The following is a 22,250-nucleotide window of genomic DNA, read 5'->3' on the forward strand; positions in this document are numbered from 1 at the left end:
CTTTTTAAACTTTAACAGTCTATATTCAAGTACCCTAAAAATTATAGAGATAACATACATATTTTATAAATAAAAGGTTCTTAATTGCGGAAGTAACTTATAATTGGTTATGATATATTTAAATCAACGGGGGGATCGTAAATGATTAAAGAAAAACAGTTCGGTGATATTTTTATTAAACCATTTGAAGAAAGTATGAGAACAGCACTATCTGAATTTCAATTAAATGAGCGTCAACAAATATATTCTTCACTACCTAAAGAAGTTCTAGATGAAGCGATACAAGATTCTGATAGAAGACCAAATGTCGTAGTTAATCGAGACAATGAAATAGTTGGTTTCTTCGTTTTACATAAATATTATCAGCATGAAGGTTATGAAACACCAGAAAATGTTGTGTATATTCGTTCACTTTCAATCAATGAAAAATATCAAGGTAATGGTTATGGCACGACAATCATGATGAATTTGCCTGAATATGTACAATTAGTGTTTCCTGATTTTGATCATTTATTTTTAGTAGTAGATGCTGAAAATGAGGCAGCATGGAACTTGTATGAAAGAGCAGGCTTCATGCATACCGCAACTAAAGAAGAAGGACCACTTGGCAAAGAACGATTGTATTATTTAGATTTAGATTCTAAGTATGTATCTTCGTTAAAACTAGAATTACATGATGATGACTACGATAATGAATTTATAAACATACATTTAATGAAAGATAATAAAAAAGTGGGTATTATTGTTTTAGAACATAAAAGTGATAACTTTGATATTCGAAGTATAGAAGTTGAAGAGAGCGAAAGAAAAGAAGGTATAGCTGAAAGTGCATTAAGACAACTTAGTACTTTCGTAAGAAGGAAGTTCCCAGACAAGAAAGAGTTGCACATATCTCTGTTTGGTTCAAACAATAAATTAAAAGCATTATGTTACAAAGCGAACTTTGTTGAAATACAAAAAGCTGACGATTATATTAAGTTGATGAAATATATTAACTATTAACAAACATTTGCTAAAAATCAGCTTGTCAATTATAATCGTAAACTGTTATGATTATAAATATTAATGCGCGACAATAGTACGATTGTTGAAAGGAAGAGTAAAGCATGAAATTAAAAGATTTTACTAAAGAAATGGTCGATGAACATTCATTTATAGAAATGGCTTATATTTACTTAAGTGAGAATAGCAAAGAAACAAATTTATATGACATGGTTGATGAGTTTAAACGTATCGGTAATTATAAAGATTCTGAAATTGAAAACCGTATCCTACAATTTTATACAGATTTAAATACAGATGGACGCTTTTTAAGTGTAGGCGAGAACATTTGGGGTCTTCGTGACTGGTATTCAGTTGAAGATATCGAAGAGAAGATAGCACCAACTATTCAAAAATTCAACGTGTTAGATGAAGATGATGAAGAAGATACAGGCATCACATTATTAGGTGAAGAAGATAAAACTAAAGATGTTGATATAACAATCGCTCAAGATGATGAAGAAGGATTAAATGATCCTGCAGATCCAGAAGATGAAGAAGTTGAAGATGAATTAGATGAAGCTGGGCTAGTCGTTGACGAAGAAGAGGAAGAAGACGACGACGAGGAAGAAGAGGAAGAAGAAGAATTATAATTGACTTTTCATTAAAAGATGGTAATATTTTATTTGGGCTCCTTTAAATAGGACAAACGTATAAACTATAGCTCCCATCTTACATTTTAATTAATGTAAGTGGGAGCTTTTTTATTTTTTAATTATCAAATGGAGGTAAGGACATGACAAAGTTCATATTTGTTACAGGTGGCGTAGTTTCGTCTCTTGGTAAAGGTATTACAGCAGCATCACTAGGAAGATTACTTAAAAATAGAGGACTTAATGTAACGATACAAAAATTCGATCCATATTTAAATGTCGATCCAGGGACAATGAGTCCTTATCAACATGGTGAAGTTTTCGTAACAGAAGATGGCGCTGAAACAGATTTAGACTTAGGACATTATGAAAGATTTATAGATATTAATCTAAATAAATATTCAAACGTAACAGCTGGGAAAGTATATTCACACGTACTTAAAAAAGAAAGACGTGGGGATTTCTTAGGTGGTACTGTTCAAGTTATACCGCATATTACAAATGAAATTAAATCAAGATTGTTAATGGCGGGTGAAAGTACAAATGCTGATGTTGTTATTACAGAAATTGGTGGTACAACAGGTGACATAGAGTCATTACCATTCTTAGAAGCAATTAGACAAATTAAAAGTGATCTTGGAAGAGAAAACGTTATGTATATTCACTGTACTTTACTTCCATACATTAAAGCTGCTGGTGAAATGAAGACAAAACCAACTCAACATAGTGTTAAAGAACTAAGAGGCTTAGGAATACAGCCAGATCTAATTGTTGTTCGTACTGAGTATGAAATGACGGAAGATTTAAGAGATAAAATTGCATTGTTCTGTGATATTAAGAAACAATCAGTAATAGAATGTAGAGATGCAGATACACTTTATCAAATCCCACTTGCATTACAAGAACAACATATGGATGATATCGTTATTAATCGCTTATCATTAGATGCAGCACCAGAAGCAGAATTAACTGAATGGAATCAATTACTAGAAACAGTACGTAATCTAGATGGTTCTGTAAAAATAGGATTAGTTGGTAAATATGTTAGTTTACAAGACGCTTATTTATCAGTAGCTGAGTCTTTAAAACATGCAGGTTATGACTTCAAAAAAGATATTGAAATTAAATGGATTAACTCTGAAAATTTAGATTCAACTAATTATAAAGAAGAATTAGCAGATGTTGATGGTATTTTAGTACCTGGTGGTTTTGGAGATAGAGGTGTTGAAGGAAAGATTTTAGCAATTCAATATGCTCGTGAAAACAATGTACCTTATTTAGGTATTTGTTTAGGTATGCAATTAGCAACAGTTGAATTTGCAAGGAACGTAGTAGGTTTACAAGATGCACATTCAGCAGAATTAAATCCAAATACACCTTATCCAATCATCGACTTATTACCAGAACAAAAAGACATTGAAGATTTAGGTGGTACTTTAAGATTAGGCATTTATCCATGTAAAATCGAAGAAGGGACAATTGCACATAAAGTATATGGCGAAACAGAAGTAGAAGAGAGACACCGTCATCGTTATGAGTTCAATAACGATTACCGTGAAAAATTAGAAGCAAACGGTATGAGATTCTCTGGTACAAGCCCAGATGGAAGATTAGTAGAAATTGTAGAATTAGAAAATCATCCATGGTTTGTAGCATGTCAATTCCACCCAGAATTTATATCTCGTCCTACACGTCCACAAAAATTATTCCATGGATTTGTAGAAGCAAGTATTAATCATCAACAATAATTATAGGTTTTAAATTAAAGAGAGTCTGGGACAAGTATTTATGTCCCAGACTCTTCTTTTTTAAGGATTCTCAGTTTTAGGTTGTATCGGGCAAGTTATTGTCTTTTCTCACCAAACGTGTCAATAACGAGGGCCTTATTGACTTTTCTCGATAGTTTTGTCAATAAGGAGAATTTATGTTGCACGTGGACCTCGTCTAGCAACATTCTGGTCTTCTATGTTGCACGTGACACTTGTCTAGCAACATTCTGACGCTCTATGTTGCACGTGACACTTGTCTAGCAACATTCTGACGCTCTAAGTTGCACGTGACGCTTGTCTAGCAACATTCTGACGCTCTATGTTGCACGTGGCACTTGTCTAGCAACATTCTGACGCTCTATGTTGCACGTGGCACTTGTCTAGCAACATTTGCTTATTATATTTCTTCATTTAAGTCTTGAGTAATCTCATACATTTCAGCATACATGATATAATGTATGTAATTTATTGCCATCATATGTGGTGTTATAATTTTGCTGTAATCAGCTGTAGGTACGATTGGTCGTGGTGTACATAAATCAATATAATGCATTAAAGTTTCGTGGGCCTTATTTTCTTTGTCTTTATTCGCTATAACAACAAAATCAACATCTTTATCAGTTAATTTCTCTATCCAAGTATTTAATTCATCAGTAAAGAATGGCGCAATTAATAAAGCGCGATCCGTTGTATCGATGGAATCTATATCTGTTAATGAAGACATTGTTTGAGATTGAGGCAAACTTTCTTTGCTTTCTGTTATAAATGATGAAAGGTGATTGGCCTCATCAAAAGTTTTTATATGGATTTTACCTTCACCACCAGCAGCTTGCATAAGTAATTGTGAAGCAATTGCGATTTCTTCTTCTTGTGCATCTATTTTACTAAAAATGCCGTTCAGCTGTGTATTAAAAATTTTAAGCACTATTGCATTCTCCTTTAAATGATAATAAATTTATTTTATATAAAAAGCGAGGTATCTTCAATGGATGTACTTATTATAGATGATGAAAAAAATATAAGACAATTATTAAAGGAAATTTTTGAGTTAAATCAATATCATGTTGATACAGCTGAAAATGGCCAAGAAGGTATAAATAAATTTCTCGAAAATGAATATAAACTTATATTTATAGATAAAAGAATGCCGGGTATATCAGGGGAAAAAGTTTTATTTAAAATAAGAGAAACAAATCCAGATGTTCCAGTTTATATCATTTCGGCTTTCCAAACGTCTACAGATATAGAGACGCTCACTAAAGACAATATAACTGGTGTATTAATGAAGCCGTTTACAATTGAAGAAGTTATGAAAATTGTAAGAAAACATTTAGGATAGGGCTTTCAAAAGATGCAAATATGAAAATAATTTGGTATAATTAGTTTGTAAATATTCGTGCCTTGCACATATAGGAGGAAACTCAATGCCTTTAGTTTCAATGAAAGAAATGTTAATTAAAGCGAAAGAAAATAGTTATGCAGTTGGTCAATACAACTTAAATAACTTAGAATTCACACAAGCGATTCTTCAAGCTACTCAAGAAGAAAATGCACCAGTTATTTTAGGTGTTTCTGAAGGAGCTGCACGTTATATGGGCGGTTTCAAAACTGTCGTAAAAATGGTTGAAGGATTAATTGAAGATTATAGCATTACAGTACCTGTAGCTATTCATTTAGACCATGGTTCAAGTTTTGACAAATGTAAAGAAGCAATCGATGCTGGATTCACTTCAGTTATGATTGATGCTTCTCATCATTCATTTGAAGAAAATATTGAAATCACGTCAAAAGTTGTTGAATATGCTCACGCTAACGGTGTTTCTGTTGAAGCGGAATTAGGAACAGTTGGTGGACAAGAAGACGACGTAATCGCTGAAGGTGTTATCTATGCTGACCCTAAAGAATGTCAAGAACTAGTTGAAAGAACTGGTATCGACACATTAGCTCCAGCACTAGGTTCAGTTCATGGACCTTACAAAGGTGAACCAAACTTAGGATTTAAAGAAATGGAAGAAATCGGTGCTTCAACTGGTTTACCATTAGTATTACACGGTGGTACTGGTATCCCAACACACGATATCAAAAAAGCTATCTCATACGGTACAGCTAAAATCAACGTTAACACTGAGAACCAAATAGCTTCTGCTAAAGCAGTTCGCGAAGTGTTAAACAACGACAGTGAAGTTTACGATCCACGTAAATATTTAGGACCTGCTCGTGAAGCGATTAAAGCAACAGTACAAGGTAAAATCCAAGAATTTGGTACTTCAAACCAAGCTTAATTTATTTAAAAAAAGACCTTTTTCAAGGTCTTTTTTTTATGAATTTATTTCTTACTATTTACTTTTTACGTTTTTGCGTTTATGTTATTGAATAGTATATAATGGAATTAATTATCATATTATTCATGTTGAGAGAGTATGCATTCTCTAAGACGATGAAGTAAAGGAGTAAACATATGTCTCAAGAAGTAATAAAAATCAAAGGCGGAAAAAAACTAAATGGCAAAGTCCAAATTAGTGGTGCCAAAAATAGTGCGGTTGCATTAATACCTGCTAGTTTAATGGCCAATGATGTTGTAACTCTAGACGGCTTGCCAGATATCTCAGATGTTAAGACATTAATGAGCCTGCTTGGAGATTTAAATATAAAAACTGAATTAAATGGTGATCAAATCGTTGTTGATTCAAGTGATGCGGTTAATCTACCATTACCTAATAATAAAGTTCAATCATTAAGAGCTTCTTATTATATGATGGGTGCAATGCTTGGACGTTTTAAAAAGTGTGTAATTGGTTTGCCAGGAGGTTGTCCGCTTGGTCCGAGACCAATCGATCAACATATTAAAGGGTTTGAAGCTTTAGGTGCTAAGGTAACGAATGAACAAGGTGCTATGTATTTAATTGCTGAAGAATTAACTGGAGCAAAAATTTTCATGGACGTTGTAAGTGTTGGAGCAACTATTAATATCATGTTAGCTGCATGCTTAGCTAAAGGTAAAACAGTTATAGAAAATGCTGCTAAAGAACCTGAAATAGTAGATGTTGCTACGTTGTTAAACAATATGGGTGCAAAAATTAGAGGCGCAGGTACTGATACTTTAAAAATTGAAGGTGTCGAGAATTTACATGGAACTAATCACTCAATTATTCCTGATAGAATAGAAGCTGGAACATATATGTGTGCAGCAGCTGCTATGGGAGAAGAAGTATTGATTGAAAACATCATCCCTCTACATTTAGAACCTCTGATTGCGAAATTAAAAGAAATGGGCACTGAGATTGAATTAGGAGAAGACTCTATCATTATTAGAGGTAGGGATGAATATAAACCTGTAGACATTCAAACATCAGTTTACCCAGGTTTTGCTACTGATTTACAACAACCATTCACACCGCTTTTATTAAAAGCAAAAGGACAAAGTAAAGTAGTAGAAACAATTTACCCAGCAAGGTTTAAACATGTTGATGAATTATTGCGAATGGGAGCAAAAGTTAATTTAGAAAACGGAACAGCTATATATTATCCATCAAAGCTTACAGGTGCCAGTGTGGCTGCTAGTGATTTGAGAGCGGGTGCATCATTATTAATTGCGGGATTAATTGCTGAAGACGTTACAACTGTATATAATGTTAACCATATTTATAGAGGTTATAGTGGTATAGTAGACAAATTAAAACATTTAGGGGCAGATATTTGGACTGAAGAAGTTTGAGTATAAAATATATACTTTATATATAAAATGTAGTAATATAGGAGTATGAAGTAAAAGAGGTGAGTAACATGGAAATGTGTCCATACTTAGAAGAAACTTTTAAAGTTATCGGGCGTAGTTGGAATGGTTTAATACTCAATTATTTATCTCGTTGTAATGACAAAGCAGCTCATTTTTCTGATATGAAGAGAGATTTGAAACGTATTACACCAAGAGCTTTATCCCTCAAACTAACTGAATTAAGTGAATGGGGATTAGTAGAAAAGAAAGTTGTGACAACAACACCTCTATCAGTTGAATATCATCTTACTAACAAAGGTTACGAATTAGCGCAAGCACTTGTCCCATTAGAAGAGTGGGCGCAACGCAATGTAGAACTAGAGGAAAACCATTCATAAAACAGTGTTTTGTTTTATAAACTTATCTAAAAATTATTTAAGTTTAAGATACGAAAATAGGAGTAGGACAGGAATCTGATTGGAAAATTAGATTTCTGTCCTACTTCTTTTTTATTTCTATAAACACATTATTTTAAAAAAGTGGGTATAACATACTATAATAAATAATGTAATGACTATAAAGGAGAAGATAATATATGAGACAAGATGTAAAGCAATATATTAATGGCGAATGGGTAGATAGTCATAGTGGTCAAACTCTTGACGTAATCAATCCAGCAACTGAAGAAGTTGCAGGTAAGATTGCTGCAGGTAACAAAGAAGATGTTGACGATGCTGTAGCAGCAGCAAAAAGTGTATATGTAAAATTTAGAAACACATCAGTAGAAGAAAGAAAAGCATTATTAGAAAGAATTGCTGATGAGTATGAAAATAGAAAAGAAGATTTAATAGATGCAATGACAGATGAACTTGGTTCACCGATAGAAAAATCAGAATCAGTTCATTATCAAATGGGATTAAATCATTTTAGAGAAGCAAGTAAAGCGATAGATAGAATAGAATTTGAAGAACGTCGTGGTGATGACTTAGTTGTTAAAGAAGGTATTGGTGTTGCAGGTTTAGTTACACCATGGAACTTCCCAACTAACCAAACATCATTAAAATTAGCTGGTGCTTTTGCAGCAGGTTCACCTGTAGTGTTAAAACCATCAGAAGAAACGCCGTTTGCAGCTATCATTTTAGCTGAAATATTTGAAAAAGCTGGAGTGCCAAAAGGTGTATTCAACTTAGTAAATGGCGATGGTGAAGGTGTAGGTAATCCATTAAGTGAGCATCCAGATGTTCGCATGATGTCATTTACAGGTTCAGGCCCAACTGGTAGAAAAATTATGGAAAAAGCTGCACAAGACTTCAAGAAAGTTTCATTAGAATTAGGTGGTAAATCACCATTAGTTATTTTAGATGATGTTGATGTCGAAAAAGCAGCTAAAGGAGCAGTAGCTAAATTTGTTTTAAATACTGGTCAAGTTTGTACAGCAGCAACTCGTACAATTATACCTGAAAGTATTAAAGATGAATTTATAGAAGCTGCAACAAAAGCTATAAACAATGTAAAAGTTGGTAATCCTAGAGAAAAAGGACAAGATATTGGTCCAGTTATTTCTAAAAAACAATTTGATACAGTACAAAGTTATATTCAAAAAGGTATCGATGAAGGCGCAACACTAGCAGCAGGTGGAGTAGGCAAACCTGAAGGACTAGAAAAAGGTTATTTCATAAAACCGACATTGTTTACAGATGTTAAAAACGATATGACAATTGCTCAAGAAGAAATATTCGGTCCGGTAGGTACAATCATTACCTATAAAGATTTAGATGAAGCAATTGAAATTGCTAATGATACAGTATACGGATTAGCAGCTTATGTTTATGGTAATGATACAGATCAAGTTAGAAAAGTAGCTAGATCAATCGAAGCAGGAACTGTCGAGTTAAATGACGCAGGTAGAAAACCTGACTTACCATTCGGTGGTTATAAACAATCAGGTATTGGTAGAGAATGGGGAGACTATGGTATAGAAGAATTCCTAGAAGTCAAAGCAATACCAGGCTACTTTAAATAAGTATTATAAAAATGATACAGGATAAATTATTCCTGTGAATATTAAAACCAGCAACTTTCTTAATCAAAATAGAAAGTTGCTGGTTTTTTAATAAATAGTAATTAGGATTTGGAAATTAACAACTACTAACGTTCAAAATTGAGTAAATTCACATTGTATAATTAAGTTATAATTACAAAAATAATGTATTATTCCTTGATGTTTTAAGCTATTTTTACGATTGAAGTAACAAATTTTAGTATAATTTTACTATAAAAAGAGATAAATATAGATGTTTAGGTATATTTTACCATATAAAAGTATTTTTTAATTAAAGTTCACAACATATTTTGTCTTAAACGTAAAAAAATGCTATAGTTTAATGGCAGATTGTAAATCTGGGTAAAAGTAATAAATAGATTTTAAGAAATGGGTGTCAATATCATGGCAGAAAGAGTCAGAACAAGTCCTCAGTATGAATCGTTTCACGAATTATACAAGAATTATACAACTAAAGAATTAACATCTAAGGCTAAAGAACTCAAAATCAGTAGCTATAGTAAATTAAATAAAAAAGAACTTGTCTTAGCCATTATGGAAGCACAAATGGAGAAAGACGGAAACTATTATATGGAAGGCATTTTAGATGACATACAACCTGATGGATATGGTTTCCTAAGAACAGTTAACTACTCTAAAGGTGAGAAAGATATTTACATCTCAGCTAGCCAAATAAGACGTTTTGAAATAAAAAAAGGTGATAAAGTAACTGGTAAAGTTAGAAAACCTAAGGAAAATGAAAAGTATTACGGTCTATTACAAGTAGATTTTGTGAATGATCAAAATGCAGAAGAAGTTAAAAAAAGACCACACTTTCAAGCGTTAACCCCTTTATACCCACAAGAACGTATCCAATTAGAAACAACAGAAAAAAATTATTCAACAAGAATTATGGATTTAATTACACCAATTGGTCTTGGACAACGTGGAATGATAGTTGCCCCTCCTAAAGCAGGTAAAACATCATTATTAAAAGAAATCGCTAATGCTATTGCAATAAATCAACCTAATGCGAAATTATTTGTATTATTAATTGGAGAACGACCTGAAGAGGTTACAGATATTGAGAGATCTGTAGAACAAGCAGAAGTAGTGAATTCTACTTTTGATGAGCCACCAGAACACCATGTCAAAGTAGCTGAGTTGTTATTAGAACGCGCTAAGCGGCTTGTTGAAATTGGTGAAGACGTAATCATTTTAATGGATTCATTAACGAGATTAGCACGTGCATATAACTTAGTTATTCCACCAAGTGGTAGAACTTTATCCGGTGGTTTAGATCCAGCATCTTTACACAGACCTAAACATTTCTTCGGCGCTGCAAGAAATATTGAAGCGGGTGGTAGTTTAACAATTTTAGCAACTGCACTTGTTGAAACTGGTTCACGCATGGATGATATGATTTATGAAGAATTTAAAGGTACAGGTAACATGGAACTTCATTTAGATCGTAAATTATCAGAGAAACGAGTATTCCCTGCAATTGACATAAGAAGAAGTTCAACACGTAAAGAAGAATTGTTACTTGATCCAAAAGAATTAGAAATGGTATGGCAGTTAAGAAACCTATTTACGGACCAAAATGATTTTGCAGAACGTTTTATAAGAAAATTAAAACGCACAAAAACTAATGAAGAGTTCTTTGAAGTTTTAAGAAAATCTATGTTAGAAAGTGCTAAAACTGGCAAGTCCATCATATAAAATTTAAGGTTGCAATTTAATTACTCAACATATATAATATGTAAGTATTGAGTGAATAAGTCACAAATAAACTCTGTTCCAGATGGTTCAGGGCAAAGGAGCTGAAAGAAATGAAACAAGGAATTCATCCAGAGTATCATAAAGTAATCTTTTTAGATACGACTACAGACTTCAAATTTTTAAGTGGTTCTACTCGTACTTCTAGTGAAACAATGGAATGGGAAGATGGCAACGAATACCCAGTTATCCGTTTAGATATCTCTTCTGATTCACATCCATTCTATACTGGACGTCAAAAATTCGCATCTGCGGATGGTCGTGTGGAACGCTTCAACAAAAAATTTGGTTTCAAATCAAACAACTAATCATGAAGCGCATCAAGCATCCTTTTTTAAAGGGTGCTTTTTTTTGTAAAAATTAAGAACAGAAATTTATAATATGATATAATTAAGCGATTATGTTGAAAAAGGTGGACAAGTAATATGTACGAAAATTACCATTCCGGTTGGATAGAATGTATTTGCGGAAGTATGTTTAGTGGTAAATCTGAAGAACTAATTAGACGGCTCAGAAGAGGTTTGTATGCTAAACAAGATGTTAAAGTATTTAAACCGGCTATCGACAATCGTTATAGTGAACAAGCAGTCGTGTCTCATAACGGTAATCAATTAGATGCTATAAGTATTGAACATTCAAGTGAAATTTTAAAGCACGATTTACAAGGTATTGATATAATTGGTATTGACGAAGTTCAATTTTTTGACAATGAAATCGTTGCAGTTGCACAAAAATTAGCCGAAGAAGGCTATCGTGTAGTTGTAGCAGGACTGGATATGGATTTCAAAGGTGTACCCTTTGAACCTATGCCTGAAATGATGGCAGTCGCTGAAATCGTAACTAAATTACAGGCTGTTTGTGCTGTTTGTGGATCACCTTCCAGTCGCACACAAAGGCTTATTAACGGGGAACCCGCTCATATTAATGATCCTATTATTTTAGTAGGGGCAGATGAAAGTTATGAACCGAGATGTAGGGATCATCATATTATAAGAACAGAAACAAGGAGTGATATAAATGTTTGATCAATTAGAAATCGTAGAAAATAGATATGAACAACTTAACGAACTATTGAGTGATCCTGATGTTGTATCTGATACGGATAAGCTTAGAGAATACTCTAAAGAACAATCTGATTTACAAAAAACAGTAGACGTTTATCGAACATATAAATCAGTGAAAACTGATATCGAAGACGCGAAAGTAATGCTAGAAGAAACAGATGACAAAGACGATCAAGAAATGTTAAAAGATGAAATTAACAGTTTAACTGATCGCATCCCAGAATTAGAGTCAGAGTTGAAGTTCTTACTTATTCCGAAAGATCCAAATGATGAGAAGAACGTAATCGTTGAGATACGTGGTGCAGCAGGTGGAGATGAAGCTGCAATATTTGCTGGAGATTTATTTAGAATGTATTCTCGTTTTGCTGAAATGGAAGGATACAAAATAGACGTAGTAGAAGAAAACCCAAGCGATCATGGTGGTTATAAGGAAATCAGTTTTTCTGTTCAAGGGACAGGTGCGTTTAGTAAATTAAAATATGAAAATGGTGCACACCGTGTGCAACGTGTTCCAGAAACTGAATCGGGTGGTAGAGTTCATACTTCAACTGCGACTGTTGCTATATTACCAGAGGCTGAAGACGTGGAAGTTGATATTCGTAGTGAAGATTTGAAAATTGAAACTTATCGTTCAAGTGGTGCAGGTGGTCAGCACGTTAACACGACTGACTCAGCTGTGCGAATTACACACGTACCTACAGGTATTATTGCAACATCTTCTGAAAAATCACAAATTAAAAACCGTGAAAAAGCACTAAAAGTATTAAAAGCAAGAGTTTTTGATATGATGGTTCGTGAAGAACATGCCAAATATGCTGAAAAAAGGAAATCAGCTGTTGGGACAGGTGACCGTTCTGAACGTATTAGAACATATAATTACCCACAAAACAGAGTTACTGACCATCGCATAGGTTTAACAATTCAAAAATTAGATCAAATAATGGACGGTAAAATTGGTGAAATTATAGATGCGTTAACGATGCATGAACAAACAGAGAAATTGGAAGATTTAAACAATGGAGAATTATAATTTTCATACATTATTAACTGAAACATATAAAGCTTTATCAGCACGAGGGTTAGAAACTTCTCGTGCTGATTGGCTATTAGAAGACATATCTGGTTTGTCCAGAACACAAATCCTTTTAAAACAACAAGAGCCAGTACCAGATAATATACTTAAGAAATTTTTGATTTATAGAGAACGAATGTATTTAGGGGAACCCGTACAGTACATCGTTGGATTTGCTGAGTTCTATGGACGAAAATTTATAGTAAATAATGATGTACTAATCCCTAGACCTGAAACTGAGGAATTAGTTTTGCGAACATTAAATACTATAAATCAACACGAACAAACAGTTTGCGATATTGGAACAGGCACAGGGGCTATTGCAATTAGCTTAAAGAAGGAGCGTACTAATTTAAATGTTATTGCAACTGATATTAGCGATGATGCATTAAAAGTCGCGAAAGAAAATGCTCGATTAAATCAAGCAGAAATTGAGTTTCTTCAAGGCGATGCTTTGAAACCTCTGATTAATAATGGCATTAAAGTCGATGTACTTTTATCAAACCCACCTTATATAAGCTACGAAGAAAAAGTAGAAATGTCAGAAACCGTACTGGAATATGAACCACACCTTGCTTTATTCACACAAAACAATGGTTTAGCTATTTACAAACGCATACTAAATGATTTAGATAAAGTGATGAAAAAAGATGGACTAGTCATATTTGAAATCGGTCATTTACAAGGTGAAATTTTAAAATCATATATTCATGAACACTATAAAGTTAAAAATTTGGCAATTATCAAAGATATAAATCAAAAGAATCGTATGATACAATTTAATTGGATGGGTTGTTAATAAGTTATGCACAAAAGGGTTGAGTTATCCACAAAATGTGTATAACTTTTATTTGTATACAGTAAATACGATGAGGAAGGGAAGTATAGCCTTGGAAACATATGTTTGGGATGTGCGTAAGTTTGTTCATAACTTAGCTAGTTATCCACACATCAATCAGATTATAGATGGTTACCGTCAAAATCAACTTATAGCTTTGCCGACGGAAACAGTATATGGATTAGGAGCAAATGCAAAAGACGAAGAAGCAATTAAAAATATTTATAAAGCTAAGGGTCGTCCATCTGATAACCCACTTATCGTTCATATTCATAATAAAAATCAATTAAAAGATTTTACTGAAAATATCTCAGAAGAAACAGAATTGTTGATGGATGCTTTTTGGCCAGGTCCAATTTCATTTATCGTTCCATATAAGTCAGGATATTTAGATGATAGAGTAACGGGAGGGTTGAATTCAGTTGCTGTAAGAATGCCTAGTCATGCTATTGGAAGAGAGATTTTGCAATTAGTCAATTTACCAATTGCAGCTCCAAGTGCAAATTTAAGTGGGAGACCTTCGCCTACAAAATTTGAACATGTAAAACATGACTTAAATACGAGGATTTATGGAATTATACAAGCTGAAGATATAGATGAAGGAATAGAAAGTACAGTAATAGATTGTACGACTTTTCCTTTTAAAATAGCAAGACCAGGGTCTATAACTGTTGAAATGATTAATGAGGTTTTGCCGAATAGTATTATAGATAAAAAAATAGATATAAATAAACCAATTGCCCCAGGAATGAAATATCAGCACTATGCACCTTCTCAACCAGTAACGTTAATAGAGGGTGGTATAACAAAACCGCTCGATCTTAATTTATTAAATAGTAAAAAACTAGCTTTTATTGGTCCAAGGAGCATAGAGCATTTAGTTCCTGAAAACATTAAATTTATTCCTTTAGGAAAAAATAAAAATGATATTAAAGGTGCTCATCATGATTTATACGATGCATTAAGAATCGCAGACCAATTAAATGATATTGAACATATATTGATAAATGGTTATGAACGAACAGATCAAACTGTTGCATTAATGAATAGAATAGATAAAGCAAGCGGACATAGATTTAAAGGGGAAGATGAATTGTGAAAATAATATTTGTATGTACAGGTAATACTTGTAGAAGTCCATTAGCAGAAGCTATAGCTAAAGATTTGATGCCTGATTACGAAATACATTCGAGAGGTATTTCAGCATTTAACGGTGCACCGATATCTCAACAATCAATGGATATTATATTGGAAAATAATTTACCGATTCCTGAATCAGCGCAACAATTTAGCGATGCAGATTTAGATGCAGATTTAATTTTGACTATGACAGAAAATCACAAATCGATATTGCAATCCATGTATGAACATAAAAATATTGATTCATTAAAACATTATACGAGTGGAAAAGCTGGAGACGTAGTAGATCCAATTGGACAGCAAATAGGTGTGTATAGAAATACTTATGAAGAAATTAAGAAATTGATAATCGAATTATTACAGAGTAATTAAGAATACAAATAATTTGTATAATAGCTATATCACGCATGAAAAATACGTTATAATATGAAAGTATAAACAAATTGGGAGGTGGGAAGATGAAAGTAGCTATTGCAGCAGACCATGGAGGCTTTGAATACAAAGAAGCAATTAAAAAATTATTAGAAGAAATGAACATTGAATATAAAGATTTTGGAACACATAAAGATGAATCAGTGGATTATCCAGATTATGCTAAACCTGTTTCAGAAAATGTAGCAAATGGTAATTTCGATAAAGGTATTTTAATTTGTGGAACTGGCATTGGTATGTCGATTGCTTCTAATAAAGTAAAAGGGGTACGTTGTGCACTTGTGCATGATGTTTTTACTGCGGAAGTAACAAGACAACACAATGATTCAAATGTATTAGCATTAGGCCAACGTGTCATCGGTGAAGGATTAGCACTTCTCATCGTCAAAACTTGGTTGACGAGCGAGTTCGAAGGCGGTAGACATCAAAAACGCATAGATAAAATTGAAGGTGATTGTTCATGAAAGATAGTTTAATACAATTATTTAATGAGCTTAAGTCTAAACAATTTTTTACTGAAAATGAACTATGTATTATAGGATGTTCTACTTCAGAGATTAGAGGGGCAAAAATAGGCTCGAATGGTTCAGCAGAGATTGCGAAAGAATTGTATGAAACGCTTGATTCAATACATAAAGAGACAGGTGTTCATTTTGCATTTCAAGGTTGTGAACATATAAATCGAGCTATTACAATCGAACGCGAACTGTTTGATCCCTACTTAATGACTGAGGTTTCTGTTGTTCCACAACGGAATGCTGGAGGCAGCTTATCAACCTATGCATATCAACATATGGATGATCCTGTATTAGTTGAACATATCAAATGCGATAAAGGTATTGATATTGGTCAAACATTAATTGGTATGCATATTAAGCATGTAGCAGTACCGATATCAGTTGAAACTAGACAAATCGGTGAAGCAGTAGTAACAGTAGCAACAAGCCGTCCAAAATTAATTGGCGGTGAAAGAGCAAAGTATTAAATTCTTAAAAGCGAGGGATTGTACATGTCATTTATTAAAAAGCAAGACGAAAAACTTTTCGAAGCAATGGAAAAAGAGTTCGACAGACAAAATAACAACATAGAATTAATCGCGTCTGAGAACTTTGTTTCTGAAGCGGTGATGGAAGCTCAAGGTTCTGTATTAACTAATAAATACGCAGAAGGTTACCCTGGTCGTCGTTATTATGGTGGTTGTGAGCATGTTGATATCGTAGAAGATATAGCGAGAGAACGCGCAAAAGAAATCTTCGGTGGAGACCATGTTAACGTACAACCACATTCTGGTTCACAAGCAAATATGGCTGTGTATTTTGTTGCTTTAGAACCAGGTGATACTGTACTTGGAATGAATTTAAGTCATGGTGGACATTTAACTCACGGAGCTAAAGTTAACTTTAGTGGTAAACTATATAACTTTGTAGAGTATGGCGTGTCTAAAGAAAATGAACAAATTGACTATGATGAAGTTTTAAGAGTAGCTAAAGAAACTCAACCAAAATTAATAGTTGCTGGTGCTTCTGCTTATCCAAGAGGAATTGATTTTAAACGTTTCAAAGAAATTGCAGATGAAGTAGGCGCTAAATTAATGGTAGATATGGCTCATATCGCTGGTTTAGTTGCTGCTGGTTTACACCAAAACCCAGTAGAATATGCTGACTTTGTTACAACTACGACGCACAAGACACTTAGAGGGCCTCGTGGTGGCATGATTTTCTGTAAAGAAGAATATGCTAAAGAAATCGATAAAATCATTTTCCCTGGTATCCAAGGTGGTCCATTAATGCATGTCATTGCAGGTAAAGCTGTATCATTTGGTGAAGCATTAGAACCAGAATTTAAAGATTACCAAAAACAAGTGATTAAGAATGCTCAAAAGTTAGCTGCTACACTAGAAGAAGAAGGTTTACGTATTGTATCTGGTGGAACAGATAACCATTTAATCTGTGTCGATGTTAAAGGTTCTCTTGGTATTACAGGGAAAGTTGCTGAAAATGCTTTAGATGAAGTAGGCATAACTTGTAATAAAAATACAATACCATTTGATCAAGAAAAGCCTTTCGTAACAAGTGGTATTCGATTAGGTACACCAGCTGTTACATCTCGTGGATTTGATGAAAGTGCAATGGAAGAAGTTGGTAGAATAATGGCGACAGTGCTAAAAAATCCTGAAGATGAAACAACATTAAAAGAAGCACATGAACGTGTATTATCATTAACTTCTAAGTTCCCACTTTACAACAAATAATAGTTATTGGAGGATTGCCTTATGGGTAAAGTACATGTTTTTAATCACCCGCTCATTCAACATAAATTGAGCTATATTCGTGATAAAAAAACTGGAACAAAGGAATTTAGAGAGCTTGTTGACGAAGTAGGCATGCTTATGGCTTATGAAGTTACAAGAGATTTTGATTTAAAAGACGTAGAAATTGAAACACCTGTTACAAAAATGACAGCGCAAAGATTATCAGGTAAGAAATTAGCGCTCATTCCTATTTTACGTGCTGGTCTTGGTATGACAGACGGTATTATGAAACTTGTACCTGCTGCGAGAGTTGGCCACGTTGGTTTATATCGTGACCCAGAAACACTTGAAGCAATAGAGTATTTTGTTAAGTTACCTCAAGATATTGAAGAACGTGAAATTATTGTAGTAGATCCTATGCTTGCTACAGGTGCATCTGCGATTGAAGCTATTCAATCATTAAAAAATCGTGGCGCTACTAAAATCCGCTTTATGGGATTAGTTGCTGCACCTGAAGGGGTTAAGGCACTACAAGAAGCACATGAAGATGTAGATATATATATTGCCGCTTTAGATGAAAAATTAGACGAGCATGCATACATTACACCAGGACTTGGTGATGCAGGCGACCGTCTGTTTGGCACTAAATAATAATAGGAGGATTTTATTACAATGAAGAAAATTATGACGATATTTGGTACGCGACCTGAAGCTATTAAAATGGCACCTTTGGTTTCAGAACTGAAAAATGATCCGGAGTTACAACCAATTGTAGTTGTGACTGCACAACATAGAGAAATGCTGGACTCAGTTCTTGAAACATTTGATATCACACCAGATTATGATTTGAATATCATGAAACAAGGGCAAACACTTTCTGAAGTAACTTCTAGAGTGCTAGGTGGACTTGAAAGTGTTATTCAAGAAGCGAAACCAGATATGATATTGGTACATGGAGATACAACTACTACTTTTGCTGGTAGCTTAGCTGCTTTTTATAACGAAGTCGCAATTGGACACGTTGAAGCAGGCTTAAGAACTTGGAATAAGTATTCTCCATTCCCAGAAGAAATGAATCGACAAATGACGGGGGTCCTTGCTGATTTACACTTCTCACCAACTGATCAGTCTAAACATAATTTACTTCAAGAAAATAAAAAAGACGAATCTATTGTTGTTACAGGTAATACAGCTATTGATGCATTATCAACAACGGTTAGTGAAAATTACGAAAGTGAAATCATTAACCGCCATAAAGATAAACGCATCGTGTTGTTAACAGCGCATAGACGCGAAAATATTGGTAAACCAATGGAAAATATCTTCAAAGCTGTTAGACGTATTGTTGAAGAGCATGAAGATGTTGTCGTTGTATACCCAATGCATAAAAATCCAAAGGTCAGAGATATAGCTGGACAATTATTAAGTGATCATAATCGTATCGAACTAATAGAGCCATTAGAAGTTATTGATTTTCATAACTTTGCGGCAAATTCTCATTTGATTCTTACTGATTCTGGCGGTGTACAAGAAGAAGCACCTTCACTTGGGAAGCCAGTCCTTGTATTGAGAGATACAACTGAGCGCCCAGAAGGGGTGGAAGCTGGTACGTTAAAACTAGTTGGCGTAGAAGAAGAGGATATCTACAACGAAACGAAAAAACTATTAAATGATCAATCTTCATATGAAAGCATGAGCATTGCTCAAAATCCATATGGTGATGGCTTAGCATCTAAGAGAATATGTGAAAATATTAAGTATTATTTTGATATTTTGACTGAAGCACCTGCACCGTTCAAAACAAAATAAGTTAGAAGTGGTTTGTGTCAATTCTGTGACAAAAAAATGACAAAAATTTGTTTTCTATTTTTGACATAGCATTGACACTATAAGGCCACTATATTATCATGAAAATTGTGTGATGAAACGGTTTTCAAAGATATACAACTAATTAAAGGAGTTTCAGCTGCATGTTTGATTTCAAGGGCTTTTTCAAGTCTTATTTACAGTATTTTATTTTCTTCGTTATTTTTCTAGTTGTCGTTTATTTCTTCTTGAAACATGAGTTCATTTTAGGACTAATAATTGGAACAATAGCATCAGCTGTTAACTTGTTTTCATGGGAAGTTTACCTCAATCGAGCAAAAAATGCTGAATCATTACAATTATCAACTGGAAACTGGGTAAGGTACCTTGTAACTATTGTTGCATGTTGTTTCTGGCTTAAATATCCAATAATTGTTGATATTATCGGAATTTTAGTAGGGCTGATGATTGCATATGTGTTAATCATGTTTAGGTCACTCAAAAATCTCGATTAAATAATTAAAATTGTGAAAAGAGGTGAAAATATGGAACACGAATCACCTTTGTGGTCCATCAATTTTGGAGGGTTTGACTTAATATTCAATCTTTCAAGTGTCTTAATGATAGTAGTTTCAGCAATTATCGTTTTTGCGATAGCTGTAGCTTGTACTAGAAATTTAAAAGTAAGACCTTCTGGTGCTCAAAACTTTATTGAATGGATTTTTGACTTCGTTAAAGGCATCATTCAAAGTAATATGGCATGGAAAGAGGGAGGGAAATTCCATTTCCTTGCAGTAACATTAATATTATTTATTTTTGTTTCTAATATGTTAGGACTTCCATTCTCAATTGTTGTAGGACACACATTATGGTGGAAATCACCAACAGCAGATCCTACTGTGACATTAACATTAGCTACTTTAATGGTATTGCTCACACACTTCTACGGTGTGAAAATGCGTGGAACGAGTGGATATTTAAAATCGTTCGTTCAACCGGTAGCTTTAATGGTGCCATTCAAAATTGTTGAAGAATTTGCTTCAACATTGACGCTTGGTCTACGTTTGTACGGTAATATATTTGCAGGTGAAGTATTATTAGGTTTACTAGGTACTTTAGCTGCTGGCGGCGCTTTAGGAGTTTTAGGCGCATTTTTACCTGCTATGGTATGGCAAGCATTCTCAATTTTTATAGGTTCAATTCAAGCGTACATATTTGTAATGTTATCAATGGTTTATATGTCCCACAAAGTGGCAGAAGATCATTAATATAAAATTTAAAAAACAATTAATATTTTTAATTCTAGGAGGAAAATTATAATGAGTTTAGGTGTATTAGCAGCGGCAATCGCAATCGGTTTAGCAGCATTAGGAGCAGGTATTGGTAACGGTCTTATCGTTTCAAGAACAGTTGAAGGTGTTGCACGTCAACCAGAAGCACGTGGTCCATTAATGACAATTATGTTTATCGGTGTTGGTTTAGTTGAAGCCCTACCTATCATTGCAGTTGTAGTAGCATTCATGGTAATGAACCGATAAGCTAACATATTTTTAGAACAGGCGGAGTCTATCTAAAAAGGATTTCGCCATTCATTTATGAGGTGTTAGAACCTTGACTTGCAATGAAAGGAGTGTAATTGGCAGTGGATCATAACGTATTGGTTTTAGGTGCAACAGGCAGTGGCGTTGAATGGGGAACAGCTTTATTCACATTAATCACGTTTTTAATCCTGTTAGCTTTATTAAAGAAATATGCTTGGGGACCATTGAAATCCATAATGGATGAACGTGAAGAAACTATCAATAAAGATATTGATGACGCTCAAGCAGCAAAGGTAAATGCAAAAAAATTAGAAGAAGAAAATAGAGACATCCTTAAAAAGACTCAAGAAGAAGTACAAACAATTCTTGATGATGCAAAACATCAAGCTAAAGTACAACAAGAGCAAATTATAAGTGATGCAAATGTTAAAGCAAATGGGTTAATTCAATCAGCACAAGCAGAGATTCAGCAAGAGAAACAAAGAGCAATTGCTGATATTAATAATCGTGTATCTGAACTTTCTGTATTAATAGCTTCTAAAGTAATTAATAAAGAGATTTCTGAACAAGATCAAAAAGAACTTGTTGAAAAATACATTAAAGAGGCAGGGGAAAAATAATGGCGAATATAAGTCAAAAATATGCCCAAGCTTTATATGATGTAGCAGAAGAACATAACATAGAAGACACAATATTAAACGAACTCGAAACCCTAGAAAATAGTGTGAAACCAAATCTAGATGAAATTAAGGCTATAGATTATAATCCAAAGTTAGCTCAAGAAGACAGACAAGCTTTAGTTGAAAATGTATTCAAAGGCGTATCTAAACCTTTAATGAACACATTATTCTTATTAGCTAATAACAACAAATTGTCTTTAATTCCTAGTGTTTTTATAGATTATAGAAATATTTATAATCAAGTACATAGTCAAGATTTAATGAAAGTTGAATCTGTCTATCCGTTATCTAACGAAGAATTAGATGAAATAGGGAAAGTTTTTATTAAGCGTACAGGTTTAAAGAAATTAATTTTAGAAAATGAAATAAATGATTCTTTAATTGGCGGTGTTCGTGTAACGATAGGTACGAAAGTTTACGACGGCTCGATTCAGAATGATTTAAATCAATTAACAAAATCATTTCATCAAATGAAATAATTATTAAGG

General features: G+C 33.6%; 26 protein-coding genes. 25 read left to right on the plus strand and 1 reads right to left on the minus strand.

The window, feature by feature from the left end; translation table 11 throughout:
• The first annotated feature begins 141 nt into the window (after window positions 1-141).
• From LQ688_RS07045 to LQ688_RS07055, 3 genes are all read left to right on the plus strand, one after another.
• A complete protein-coding gene (locus LQ688_RS07045; protein ID WP_064204161.1) occupies window positions 142-1,002 on the plus strand; it encodes a GNAT family N-acetyltransferase in 861 nt (286 codons plus the stop codon).
• Window positions 1,003-1,106: 104 nt separating this feature from the next.
• Entirely contained in the window at window positions 1,107-1,634 is a 528-nt protein-coding gene (rpoE, locus tag LQ688_RS07050; RefSeq protein ID WP_016998885.1) for a DNA-directed RNA polymerase subunit delta, read from the plus strand.
• 143 nt (window positions 1,635-1,777) lie between these two features.
• Window positions 1,778-3,382, plus strand: coding sequence for a CTP synthase (locus LQ688_RS07055; protein WP_016998886.1), 1,605 nt, complete (start codon window positions 1,778-1,780; stop codon window positions 3,380-3,382).
• A gap of 418 nt (window positions 3,383-3,800) precedes the next feature.
• On the opposite strand, the gene LQ688_RS07060 is transcribed toward LQ688_RS07055, so the two are convergent.
• A complete protein-coding gene (locus LQ688_RS07060) occupies window positions 3,801-4,328 on the minus strand; it encodes a DUF2529 family protein (RefSeq protein ID WP_016998887.1) in 528 nt (175 codons plus the stop codon).
• Between the two features lie 60 nt (window positions 4,329-4,388).
• On the opposite strand from LQ688_RS07060, the gene LQ688_RS07065 reads away from it, so the two are divergent.
• The 22 genes from LQ688_RS07065 to LQ688_RS07170 all read left to right on the plus strand — a co-directional run bounded on the left by LQ688_RS07065 (window position 4,389) and on the right by LQ688_RS07170 (window position 22,241).
• Entirely contained in the window at window positions 4,389-4,742 is a 354-nt protein-coding gene (locus LQ688_RS07065; RefSeq protein ID WP_016998888.1) for a response regulator, read from the plus strand.
• Between the two features lie 85 nt (window positions 4,743-4,827).
• On the plus strand, window positions 4,828-5,685 hold the full coding sequence (gene fdaB, locus LQ688_RS07070) for a class IIb fructose-bisphosphate aldolase FdaB (protein ID WP_016998889.1): 858 nt from the start codon (window positions 4,828-4,830) through the stop codon (window positions 5,683-5,685).
• A 176-nt stretch (window positions 5,686-5,861) separates the two neighbouring features.
• The gene (locus LQ688_RS07075) at window positions 5,862-7,118 is read left to right on the plus strand and encodes a UDP-N-acetylglucosamine 1-carboxyvinyltransferase (protein ID WP_016998890.1); all 1,257 of its coding nucleotides are present in this window, start codon (window positions 5,862-5,864) and stop codon (window positions 7,116-7,118) included.
• Window positions 7,119-7,186: 68 nt separating this feature from the next.
• A complete protein-coding gene (locus LQ688_RS07080) occupies window positions 7,187-7,516 on the plus strand; it encodes a winged helix-turn-helix transcriptional regulator (protein ID WP_016998891.1) in 330 nt (109 codons plus the stop codon).
• A 197-nt stretch (window positions 7,517-7,713) separates the two neighbouring features.
• The gene (locus tag LQ688_RS07085; RefSeq protein ID WP_016998892.1) at window positions 7,714-9,141 is read left to right on the plus strand and encodes an aldehyde dehydrogenase family protein; all 1,428 of its coding nucleotides are present in this window, start codon (window positions 7,714-7,716) and stop codon (window positions 9,139-9,141) included.
• 423 nt (window positions 9,142-9,564) lie between these two features.
• Window positions 9,565-10,881 carry a transcription termination factor Rho gene (rho, locus tag LQ688_RS07090; protein WP_064204158.1) on the plus strand — a complete coding sequence of 439 codons (1,317 nt, stop codon included), beginning with the start codon at window positions 9,565-9,567 and terminating at the stop codon, window positions 10,879-10,881.
• Between the two features lie 110 nt (window positions 10,882-10,991).
• On the plus strand, window positions 10,992-11,246 hold the full coding sequence (locus LQ688_RS07095) for a type B 50S ribosomal protein L31 (protein WP_016998893.1): 255 nt from the start codon (window positions 10,992-10,994) through the stop codon (window positions 11,244-11,246).
• 117 nt (window positions 11,247-11,363) lie between these two features.
• The gene (locus tag LQ688_RS07100) at window positions 11,364-11,963 is read left to right on the plus strand and encodes a thymidine kinase (RefSeq protein ID WP_016998894.1); all 600 of its coding nucleotides are present in this window, start codon (window positions 11,364-11,366) and stop codon (window positions 11,961-11,963) included.
• Window positions 11,956-13,032: a peptide chain release factor 1 gene (gene prfA / locus LQ688_RS07105; protein WP_016998895.1), complete on the plus strand. Its 1,077-nt coding sequence runs from the start codon at window positions 11,956-11,958 to the stop codon at window positions 13,030-13,032. The genes LQ688_RS07100 and prfA overlap by 8 nt, the downstream gene beginning before the upstream one ends.
• A complete protein-coding gene (prmC, locus tag LQ688_RS07110) occupies window positions 13,019-13,873 on the plus strand; it encodes a peptide chain release factor N(5)-glutamine methyltransferase (protein ID WP_239752701.1) in 855 nt (284 codons plus the stop codon). Before prfA ends, prmC begins: the two co-directional genes overlap by 14 nt.
• A 91-nt stretch (window positions 13,874-13,964) precedes the next feature.
• On the plus strand, window positions 13,965-15,011 hold the full coding sequence (locus LQ688_RS07115) for an L-threonylcarbamoyladenylate synthase (RefSeq protein WP_239752702.1): 1,047 nt from the start codon (window positions 13,965-13,967) through the stop codon (window positions 15,009-15,011).
• Window positions 15,008-15,424: a low molecular weight protein arginine phosphatase gene (locus tag LQ688_RS07120; RefSeq protein WP_016998898.1), complete on the plus strand. Its 417-nt coding sequence runs from the start codon at window positions 15,008-15,010 to the stop codon at window positions 15,422-15,424. Before LQ688_RS07115 ends, LQ688_RS07120 begins: the two co-directional genes overlap by 4 nt.
• Window positions 15,425-15,510: 86 nt before the next feature.
• Window positions 15,511-15,948: a ribose 5-phosphate isomerase B gene (rpiB, locus tag LQ688_RS07125; protein WP_239752703.1), complete on the plus strand. Its 438-nt coding sequence runs from the start codon at window positions 15,511-15,513 to the stop codon at window positions 15,946-15,948.
• Entirely contained in the window at window positions 15,945-16,469 is a 525-nt protein-coding gene (locus LQ688_RS07130) for a TIGR01440 family protein (RefSeq protein WP_016998900.1), read from the plus strand. The genes rpiB and LQ688_RS07130 overlap by 4 nt, the downstream gene beginning before the upstream one ends.
• A gap of 24 nt (window positions 16,470-16,493) precedes the next feature.
• A complete protein-coding gene (locus LQ688_RS07135) occupies window positions 16,494-17,735 on the plus strand; it encodes a serine hydroxymethyltransferase (RefSeq protein WP_016998901.1) in 1,242 nt (413 codons plus the stop codon).
• A gap of 21 nt (window positions 17,736-17,756) precedes the next feature.
• On the plus strand, window positions 17,757-18,386 hold the full coding sequence (gene upp / locus LQ688_RS07140; RefSeq protein WP_016998902.1) for a uracil phosphoribosyltransferase: 630 nt from the start codon (window positions 17,757-17,759) through the stop codon (window positions 18,384-18,386).
• Between the two features lie 21 nt (window positions 18,387-18,407).
• Window positions 18,408-19,544 carry a non-hydrolyzing UDP-N-acetylglucosamine 2-epimerase gene (wecB, locus tag LQ688_RS07145; protein WP_239752704.1) on the plus strand — a complete coding sequence of 379 codons (1,137 nt, stop codon included), beginning with the start codon at window positions 18,408-18,410 and terminating at the stop codon, window positions 19,542-19,544.
• A 161-nt stretch (window positions 19,545-19,705) separates the two neighbouring features.
• Window positions 19,706-20,056 carry an ATP synthase subunit I gene (locus LQ688_RS07150; RefSeq protein WP_016998903.1) on the plus strand — a complete coding sequence of 117 codons (351 nt, stop codon included), beginning with the start codon at window positions 19,706-19,708 and terminating at the stop codon, window positions 20,054-20,056.
• A 30-nt stretch (window positions 20,057-20,086) separates the two neighbouring features.
• A complete protein-coding gene (gene atpB, locus LQ688_RS07155; protein ID WP_016998904.1) occupies window positions 20,087-20,809 on the plus strand; it encodes a F0F1 ATP synthase subunit A in 723 nt (240 codons plus the stop codon).
• A 51-nt stretch (window positions 20,810-20,860) separates the two neighbouring features.
• The gene (gene atpE, locus LQ688_RS07160; RefSeq protein WP_016998905.1) at window positions 20,861-21,079 is read left to right on the plus strand and encodes a F0F1 ATP synthase subunit C; all 219 of its coding nucleotides are present in this window, start codon (window positions 20,861-20,863) and stop codon (window positions 21,077-21,079) included.
• A 98-nt stretch (window positions 21,080-21,177) separates the two neighbouring features.
• Entirely contained in the window at window positions 21,178-21,702 is a 525-nt protein-coding gene (locus LQ688_RS07165; RefSeq protein ID WP_016998906.1) for a F0F1 ATP synthase subunit B, read from the plus strand.
• Window positions 21,702-22,241: a F0F1 ATP synthase subunit delta gene (locus LQ688_RS07170; protein WP_016998907.1), complete on the plus strand. Its 540-nt coding sequence runs from the start codon at window positions 21,702-21,704 to the stop codon at window positions 22,239-22,241. The genes LQ688_RS07165 and LQ688_RS07170 overlap by 1 nt, the downstream gene beginning before the upstream one ends.
• Window positions 22,242-22,250: the final 9 nt, after the last annotated feature.

It is taken from the genome of Mammaliicoccus sp. J-M40 (assembly GCF_022386395.1).
GTDB classification, from domain to species: Bacteria; Bacillota; Bacilli; order Staphylococcales; family Staphylococcaceae; genus Mammaliicoccus; species Mammaliicoccus lentus.